The following is a 7,781-nucleotide window of genomic DNA, read 5'->3' on the forward strand; positions in this document are numbered from 1 at the left end:
GTTCCTGTCAGAAACGCACGCGCACGGCGGCGTCGATGCGGGTGCCGAGACCGACCATCCGGTACTCGGACTGGCTGTCGGAGAAGGCGTGGGTGAGCGCGACATCGACGCTCACGCGTTGGTTCACGTCGGCAACGACCTGCGCGATCGCGAGCAGGCCCTTGTCCTGCGGCGAATAGACGCCGCGCAGCGAATACTCGATGCGGCCGACTTTCTTGCCGAGCCGCGCGAACAGGTAGTCGCGCAGGCTGCCGTCGACACTCACGAAGTTGGCCGTGCCGCTGAGGCCGGCCAGCGCGGCACCGGGCGCGACGGGCAGCAGCGCGTTGTTCGCCTGCACCGCGCCGACCATCCGGCGCCACTGGCTCGCGTCGTAACGCGCTTCGTCGTGCGACCACTCGACGATCAGCGACAGGTTGCCCGGCAGCGCGCTCTGCATGCCGAGCGCGCTGCGCCACATGTACTGGCGATCGTTGCGGCGATCGACGGCGTCGTACGCGGCCGCCGTATCGAGCGGTGTGCCGTTCGCGATGAAAGCGGGCAGCGGCCGCGTCGTGCCGCGCTCGACCCACGCGCTCGCATAGACGGTGTTCGAGCGCGCGACGTCGAACGACAGCGTCGCGCCGGTGCCGCCACGGCCCGCGTGACGGCCGGCGAGCAGCGCGGCCGAGCCGCCCGACCAGTTGTAGGCGCCGCGTACGAGCTGCGTCGCGCCCTGCACGTCGCGGTTGTCGACGTCGTTGCGCAGCGTGCGGTTCTCGCCGGCGATGAACTGCAGCGTCGTCTGCTCGCCGGCCCATTTCGCTTCGACGAGCGGCGTGCCTTCGACGTCGCCGTAGCGATCGTAGATGTCGGCCGTCGCGGCCCGCTTCTGGAAGAAGCCGAGCGGGAAGAATGCCTGCGACGTGTCGAGCGTATCGATCCGCTTGCCGGCCGTGAGCGTGATGCCGTTGTCGAACGCGTAGCGCACGCCGGCTTCGTTGAAGCGGCTCGCCTGCGCGCCGAGCGAGTGGTTGCTCGCGACCACGCGCGCATTCACGAACAGGTTCTCGCCGTCGATGCGCGCGAGCAGGCCGGCTTCCTGCTGGTTGCGCGGCGAATCGCCGATCAGGCGGCCGAGCAGCGCGCGGCCGTCCATGCTGTCGACGGTGCGCGCGTAGCCGATGCCGTTGAGCGTGCCGAGCTGGTCCATCAGCGATTCTCCGTGCGCGAGCGTGCAGCCGAGCGCGAGCGGGATGGCAAGCGCGACACCGGGCCAGCCGCGGCGGGCGCGTTCGGGCGATGAATGGAGGCGGTCACGATGAGCGTCGGCATCGGCGTCGTACTCACTGGCCATCGGCGAGCGTGTCGGGATTGAACCAGCCCGACGGAATCTTGCGCGGCTGGCCGTCGAGGATGTCGACGACGCTCGCGCGCTGTTTCTCGACCTCGTTGCGGTACGTGATCTTGCGGATCACCTTGCGGCCGTTCGCGTCGACCGGCGCGGAGAAATCGGCGCTGCGAAACAGCAGGCCGCTCGCCAGGAAGAACTGCGCGCGCACCGGCACGTCGGTATCGGGCGTGACCCACAGCTTGATCGTCGGGTAGACGTTGTCGGGATCGGTCGCGGTCAGGTCGAGCTCGGTGGCCGGCTTGCCGGCGATCGGCGTCGTGCCGGGCGCGGCCGTCGCGCGATAGCTGTCGGCCCAGTGCGTGCGCGTGATGTCGCTGATCACGACTTCGCCTTGCAGCCGCTGCATCCCGTTGATGCGTACCGCGCTGCGCGTGTTCGGCACGTAGAACCAGTGCCCGCGCGTCGTCGCGAGGTACTTCTGGCCGTCGTTCTCGCCGCTGCGCGTGAGCGCGAGCGTGTCGCCGTTGCCGCGCGTGTAGACGAGATAGCGCGTCGCGTCGCCGGACTGTCCGCCGACTTCGTTGGTGATCTGGATGTTCGTCTGCGTATCGGCGGCCGTGCTGCGATACGCGTCGGCGCGGGCGAGCATGGTCTGGGCCGTCGGCGCGTCGGCCGCCTGCGCGGCGAGCGGCGCGCACGCGACGAGCGCGGCGAATGCGGCGAACGTGTGGCGAATGCGATTCATGGGGCGAGTCCTTCGAGGATGTTGCGTTTCGCGAGCCCGAGCGTCGCGAGCAGCGCCGCGGCCACGCCGAGTACGACGAACGCGGCTTCGACGGCGGCCACGGCGACGGGCGACACGGTGAATTCAAGCAGGATCGGCTTCACGCGGCCGGGCGGCGCGGGCAGGTGGATCTGCGCGTGATTGAGCGCGACCATGGTCAGCAGCGCGAGCGCGATGCCGGCGGCCGCGCCGAGCAGGCCGAGCAGCGCGGTTTCCTGGATCAGCACGCCGCGCACCGTGGCGGCCGGCACGCCGAGCGCGCGCAGCGTCGAGATCTCGCGGCGGCGCTCGACGATGCTCATCAGGATCCAGTTGCTCATCGACAGCAGGATCGTCACGCAGAGAATCGCGCCGAACACCGAGAACTGGTTCTTGTACAGCGCGACGACCTGGTGATAGAGCGACACGAGCTGGTCCCAGGTCCGCACGTCGAGCGTCGGCAGCGCCGCGCGCAGCGTCGCGGCGGCGGCCGGCGTGCCGGCGGTGTCCTCGAGGAACACCGCGATGCGCGACGCGCGGTCGGTGCGCAGCAGCGCCTGCGCGGCCGTGAACGTCACGTTGACGATCCGTTCGTCGACGTCCTTGTTGCCGGTGCTCATCACGCCGACGATCTGCGCGTCCGTCGCGTTGATGCCGCCGTGCGCGGTCGACGCCATCAGCTGCACGACCGAGCCGACGTGCACGCCGAGCTTGCGCGCGAGTTCGGCGCCGACGACGACTTCGGTGCCCGCGTTCGTCGGCGACAGATAGCGGCCCGACAGCACCGTGTGATAGTCGAAGAAGCCGGGCGGCTCGCGATTCGGCTCGATCCCTTCGCCGACGAAGCCGTAGCTGAGATCGCCGTTCGACACGAGCCCGTCGAAGTCGATGCCGCGCGCGGTCGTCGCGACGCCGGGCAGCCTGGCAATCGCCTGCGTGGCGGCGGTCTGCTCGTCCGCGGTCAGCCCGTATTGCAGCGGCCGTTCGCCGATCAGGTCGAGATAGCCGTGATGCAGCACCTGCACGTGGCCGACGCCGCTGTCGATCGACCCTTCGCGCACCGCGTCGAAGGTTGCGATCACGTAGCCGAGCGCGAGGCTCGACGCGAACGCGGCGACGCCGATCATCGCCATCGTCAGCACGGTGCGGCGCCGGTTGCGCCAGAGGTTACGCCACGCAAACGTCGACCAGTTCACGATTCACTCCCGGTACGCCGTCGCGCATCTCGATGCGGCGCGGCAGGTGCGCGCACAGACGATCGTCGTGCGACGCAATCAGAAAGGCGGTGCCCAGCGTGCGGTTGGTGTCGAGGATCAGCTCGGCGACCGCCCGCGCGTTGGTGCTGTCGAGGCTCGCCGTCGGCTCGTCCGCGATCACGATCGCCGGCTCCTTGGCGAGCGCGCGGGCCAGCGCGACGCGCTGCTGTTCGCCGCCGGACAACTCGCCGGGGCGATGCCGCTCGCGCGCGGCGAGCCCCACCGCGTCGAGCATCGCGCGGGCGCGTTCGCGCCGCGTGCGCGGCGTGCCCCATGCGAAGCAGCCGAGCTCGACGTTCTCGAGCGCCGACATCACCGGAATCAGGTTGAATTGCTGGAACACGAAGCCGATGCGTTCGCGGCGAATTCGTTCGAGCGTGTCCGGCGCATCATCGATGCGGCGGCCTTCGAGCCAGCGTTCGCCGCTCGTCGGCACGTCGAGAAAGCCGGCGAGGTTGAGCAGCGTGCTTTTGCCGCTGCCCGACGGCCCGACGAGCGCGACGACGTCGCGCTGCCCGATCGAGATCGTCGCGCCGCGCACCGCGACGACGCGGCCCGCGCCTTCGTATGTGCGCGTGACGTCGCGCAGTTCGAGCACCGGGGCGAGGGACGCGGCCGTCATGCGAACGCTCCCTGGCCGGCTTCGACGGCGGCCGACGCGGGAATCACGGGCAGCGCGCCGTTCGCATAGAGATCGCGACACTTCAGGCGCTGCAGCTTGCCGCTCGTCGTGCGCGGCAGCGAGCCGGGCTCGACGAAACACAGATCCTGCGCGGCGAAGCCGATGCGCGACGCGAGCAACTGCTGGCACTCGGTGCGCGTTTGCGGCGTCGCGTCGACGGGCCGCGCCTCGATCGCGACGACCAGGCGCTCGGTGCCGGTTTCGGGATCGGGCAGGCCGAACGCGATGCAGGTGCTCTTGCGCAGCGCGCTGTGCGACGCGAGCGCTTCCTCGATCTCGTGCGGGAAATAGTTGCTGCCGCGGATGATGATGACTTCCTTCTTGCGGCCGAGGATATGCAGCTGGCCGTCCGCGACGTAGCCGATGTCGCCGGTGCGGAACCAGCCGTCGGCCGTCAGCGGCGCGGCGATCGTGCCGTCGTCGGGGTTCAGGTAGCCGAGCATCACCGACGTGCCGCGGATCGCGACTTCGCCGACCGCGCGGTTGGCCAGCGCATGGCCGCCGTCGTCGAGGATGCGGAACGCCATCCCGTCGATCGGCGTGCCCATCGCGAGCACCGTTTCGGTCTCTGTGTCCTGGCCGTCGTTCGCGGCGGCCGGCTGCGCGTCGCGGCGCTCGATCAGCGCGCGCCGGTCGAGCGTATCGGCGATCACGTACGGCGCGCCGTCGACCGCGCCTTCGTGCCATGCGCGATGCATCGATACCGCGAGCGTCGATTCGGCCATCCCGTAGCACGGTTGCAGCGCCGACGCTGCCAGCCCGTACGGCGCGAATGTCGCGGCGAAATCGCGCAGCGTCGCGTCGTCCACGCGTTCGCCGCCGATGAAGATGTTGCGGCACGCGGACAGATCGACGCCGTCCATCGCGGCGGCGTTGAAGCGGCGCACGCAGTAGCGCAGCGCGAAGGTCGGCACCGACGTCGTCGTTGCGCGCGCCGACGCGATGCGCTTCAGCCAGCCGAGCGGATTCCGGATGAAGCTGTTCGGCTGCATCATCAGCAGCGGCGCGCGGTAATGCAGGTTCGACAGCAGCGTGAGCAGCCCCATGTCGTGATAGAGCGGCAGCCACGACGCGGTGCCGTCGCCGGCCGCGATGTCGAAGCGCACCGATCCGCCGATGCCGAGCACGTTCGCGATCACGTTCTCGTGGCTGAGCACCGCGGCCTTCGGATGCGACGTCGAACCGGACGTGAGCTGAACATGATGCGGATCGCGGCCGCTCTTGGAACTGATCAGCGCGCGCGCGCCGGCGTCGGCCGCGCTCGATAGCGTCGCGAGATCGACCACGCGCGTGGCGGCCGCGGGAAACGCATCGTCGCGCCAGGCCGCGGCTTGCGCGTCCGCGGCAACCACGAGGCGCGGCCGGTACAGCTCGCACGCGACGTCCGCCACTTGTCTCCCGGCCGCCGCACGCCGCATGGGAACGGGCACGGTGCAGGGCAGTGCACCGGTCATCACGCAGGCCATCATCGCGGCTGCATGCTCGACCGACGCCGGCAGCGCGAGCATCACCAGATCGTTCTCGCGTACCCCGAGCTCGCGCAGCGCGCCGGCCTGACGAAAAACCTCTTCCGCGAAGTGCCGGTACGTGATGCCCGCTTCGTGGCCCGCGTCGTCGACGAACGTCATGCGATGCATGGCGCCCGCCACGTCCTCGAGCGATTCGATCAGGCGGTGAATGGTGGATGCGTACTTCGTCACGAGGATTCTCCCCTTGAGGAACACGGCCGCTCGCGCCACGGTGCCGGCGGCGCCGTTCGTCGAGTGAGGTGGATTCTTGCCGGATCGATTCGCCGCGACAAACGGAATCTATGCACGCTATGCATGAGCGGAGCGCATCCACTCGGGGCAGCACACGTTCGTTATCTCTGTGAGCCAGTCCTAGGTGACTGGTCGGTCTCATTCGACCGGTCGTCTAGTTCACGATGTGGTGCGCTCATGCGCAGGCGTCATGCAATGCGTTCGGAAAATTCGTTTGTCCGAAACATCGACTCACAGAAGAATTGCATCCCGGCAGCGCGCCAGCGCCGCCGCGTCATCGTGCCGGGCAGGGCCCGGCTCAAGGAGAGCGTCTTGTCCGTCACCTCATCGCTTGTCGCCCGATCGAAACCGGTTGCAGACATGAAGAGCCGCCCGAGCGGCGTGGTCTTCTCGCTGAAGCTGGTGGTCTACGCAGCGCTCATCGCGCACGGGATGATGTTCGCGCTGTCGGCGCTCGTGATCCTGAAGATCGTCGGCATTCTGCTGATCGGTGCGATGTATGCGCACGGCGTCGAGCTGCAGCACCAGGCGCTGCATTACCAGGGGTTTCGCAGCAAGCGCCTGAACATGGTGTTCGGCGTGCTGCTCGGCATGCCGATGCTCGTGTCGTTCCATGCGTACCAGGACAGCCACCTGCGTCATCACCGGCTGCTCGGCACGCCGGAGAACAAGGAGTTCTTCGACTACGGCGACCAGTACGGCGCGAGCCCCGTCGTCAATGTCGGGCTGTGGGCCTGGCGGCTGTCGATGGCCGCGCACTATATCCAGTTCGCGAAGAACGTCGCGAAGCTCGTCGTGCCGGGCGCGCGCTTCGGCGACAACGCGCTCGTGTCGCGCGCGATCCGCCGCGACTATCTGCTGATGGCCGCGGCGATCGCGCTGCTGGCCGCGCTGTCGTTCGCCTTGCACACGTGGTGCGTCGTCTGGGTGTGGGTCGTGCCGCTCGTGTTCGTCGCGGCGCCCGTGCATGCGCTGGTCGAAATGCCGGAGCACTATCGCTGCGACCTGACGAGTACCGATCCGTTCCGCAACACGCGGACGATCGAGAGCAACGCGTTCATGACGTGGTTCACGAACGGCAACAACTATCACGTCGAGCATCACATGATGCCGAGCCTGCCGATCGAGCGGTTGCACGATCTGCATGGCGCGATCGCGCCGCGCATCCGCTATTACCACCGCACGTATCGGCAGTTCTACTACGCGTTGCTGCGCGGCCGGCTGTCGCCGCGCTCGGTGGACGACGATCGGGACGATCGCGAGCCCGATGCCGAAGCGGCTGCGCCGGCGTCCACGCAATCGGCGTGAGCGCCAGTGCCGAACGCCTTGCCACGATGGTGACGACGATGCTCTATCCGGAACTTTTCAGGTCGCTCGAAGCGGTCCGCTGGGACATGGAGAAGGACATCCCGTGGAACCGGTTCGATCCCGCGTTGCTCACCGACGAGCAGGCCGATACGATCAGGATGAACGCGATCACCGAATGGTCGGCGCTGCCCGCGACGGAGATGTTCCTGCGCGACAACCGGCACGACAGCGACTTCTCCGCGTTCATGAGCGTGTGGTTCTTCGAGGAGCAGAAGCATTCGCTCGTGCTGATGGAATACCTGCGCCGCTTCAGGCCGGAGAGGGTGCCGACCGAAGCGGAGCTGCACGCGGTGCGCTTCGAGTTCGATCCCGCGCCGCCGCTCGAGACGCTGATGCTGCACTTCTGCGGCGAAATCCGTTTGAACCACTGGTACCGCTGCGCGGCCGACTGGCACACCGAGCCCGTCATCAAGCAGATCTACGAAACGATTTCGCGCGATGAAGCGCGTCATGGCGGCGCGTACCTGCGCTATATGAAGAAAGCGCTGAACGACTGCGGCGACGTCGCGCGTGCCGCCTTCGCGAAGATCGGCGTGCTGATGGCGTCGGCGCGCCGCACCGAGAAGCCGCTGCACCCGACCAACCTGCACGTGAACCAGGCGCTGTTCCCGCGCGACAC

8 protein-coding genes are annotated in these 7,781 nt (G+C 68.3%); 2 read left to right on the plus strand and 6 right to left on the minus strand.

The genetic code is table 11. From position 1 onward, the window contains the following. Positions 1–7: 7 nt before the first annotated feature. The 6 genes from H3O04_RS01335 to H3O04_RS01360 all read right to left on the minus strand — a co-directional run bounded on the left by H3O04_RS01335 (position 8) and on the right by H3O04_RS01360 (position 6,156). A complete protein-coding gene (locus tag H3O04_RS01335) occupies positions 8–1,336 on the minus strand; it encodes a hypothetical protein (protein ID WP_200161199.1) in 1,329 nt (442 codons plus the stop codon). Then, positions 1,326–2,078 (minus strand): outer membrane lipoprotein-sorting protein, encoded by a 753-nt coding sequence (locus tag H3O04_RS01340; protein WP_202586948.1) that lies wholly within the window; start codon positions 2,076–2,078, stop codon positions 1,326–1,328. The genes H3O04_RS01335 and H3O04_RS01340 overlap by 11 nt, the downstream gene beginning before the upstream one ends. Further along, positions 2,075–3,292 carry an ABC transporter permease gene (locus H3O04_RS01345; RefSeq protein ID WP_202586949.1) on the minus strand — a complete coding sequence of 406 codons (1,218 nt, stop codon included), beginning with the start codon at positions 3,290–3,292 and terminating at the stop codon, positions 2,075–2,077. The genes H3O04_RS01340 and H3O04_RS01345 overlap by 4 nt, the downstream gene beginning before the upstream one ends. Next, positions 3,264–3,974, minus strand: a complete 711-nt coding sequence (locus H3O04_RS01350) for an ABC transporter ATP-binding protein (protein ID WP_027811818.1) — start codon at positions 3,972–3,974, stop codon at positions 3,264–3,266. The genes H3O04_RS01345 and H3O04_RS01350 overlap by 29 nt, the downstream gene beginning before the upstream one ends. After that, the gene (locus tag H3O04_RS01355; protein WP_334028258.1) at positions 3,971–5,734 is read right to left on the minus strand and encodes a fatty acyl-AMP ligase; all 1,764 of its coding nucleotides are present in this window, start codon (positions 5,732–5,734) and stop codon (positions 3,971–3,973) included. Before H3O04_RS01355 ends, H3O04_RS01350 begins: the two co-directional genes overlap by 4 nt. Positions 5,735–5,982: 248 nt before the next feature. After that, positions 5,983–6,156: a hypothetical protein gene (locus H3O04_RS01360; protein ID WP_154316539.1), complete on the minus strand. Its 174-nt coding sequence runs from the start codon at positions 6,154–6,156 to the stop codon at positions 5,983–5,985. Between H3O04_RS01360 and H3O04_RS01365 the strand changes: the two genes are divergently transcribed. Next, positions 6,155–7,102 carry a fatty acid desaturase family protein gene (locus H3O04_RS01365; protein WP_011694954.1) on the plus strand — a complete coding sequence of 316 codons (948 nt, stop codon included), beginning with the start codon at positions 6,155–6,157 and terminating at the stop codon, positions 7,100–7,102. The genes H3O04_RS01360 and H3O04_RS01365 overlap by 2 nt on opposite strands. A gap of 29 nt (positions 7,103–7,131) precedes the next feature. Beyond that, the coding region (locus H3O04_RS01370) for a ferritin-like domain-containing protein (protein ID WP_202586955.1) at positions 7,132–7,781 on the plus strand (650 nt) is incomplete at its 3' end.

This window comes from Burkholderia sp. KCJ3K979 (genome assembly GCF_016759955.1).
Lineage (GTDB): Bacteria > Pseudomonadota > Gammaproteobacteria > Burkholderiales > Burkholderiaceae > Burkholderia > Burkholderia orbicola.

What these genes read in the sequence shown, in the direction of transcription:
- H3O04_RS01365 (WP_011694954.1), top strand. Translation starts at nt 6,155, where the DNA reads ATGAAGAGCCGCCCGAGCGGCGTGGTCTTCTCGCTGAAGCTGGTGGTC.
- H3O04_RS01340 (WP_202586948.1), bottom strand. Translation starts at nt 2,078, where the DNA reads ATGAATCGCATTCGCCACACGTTCGCCGCATTCGCCGCGCTCGTCGCG.
- H3O04_RS01350 (WP_027811818.1), bottom strand. Translation starts at nt 3,974, where the DNA reads ATGACGGCCGCGTCCCTCGCCCCGGTGCTCGAACTGCGCGACGTCACG.
- H3O04_RS01335 (WP_200161199.1), bottom strand. Translation starts at nt 1,336, where the DNA reads ATGGCCAGTGAGTACGACGCCGATGCCGACGCTCATCGTGACCGCCTC.
- H3O04_RS01360 (WP_154316539.1), bottom strand. Translation starts at nt 6,156, where the DNA reads ATGTCTGCAACCGGTTTCGATCGGGCGACAAGCGATGAGGTGACGGAC.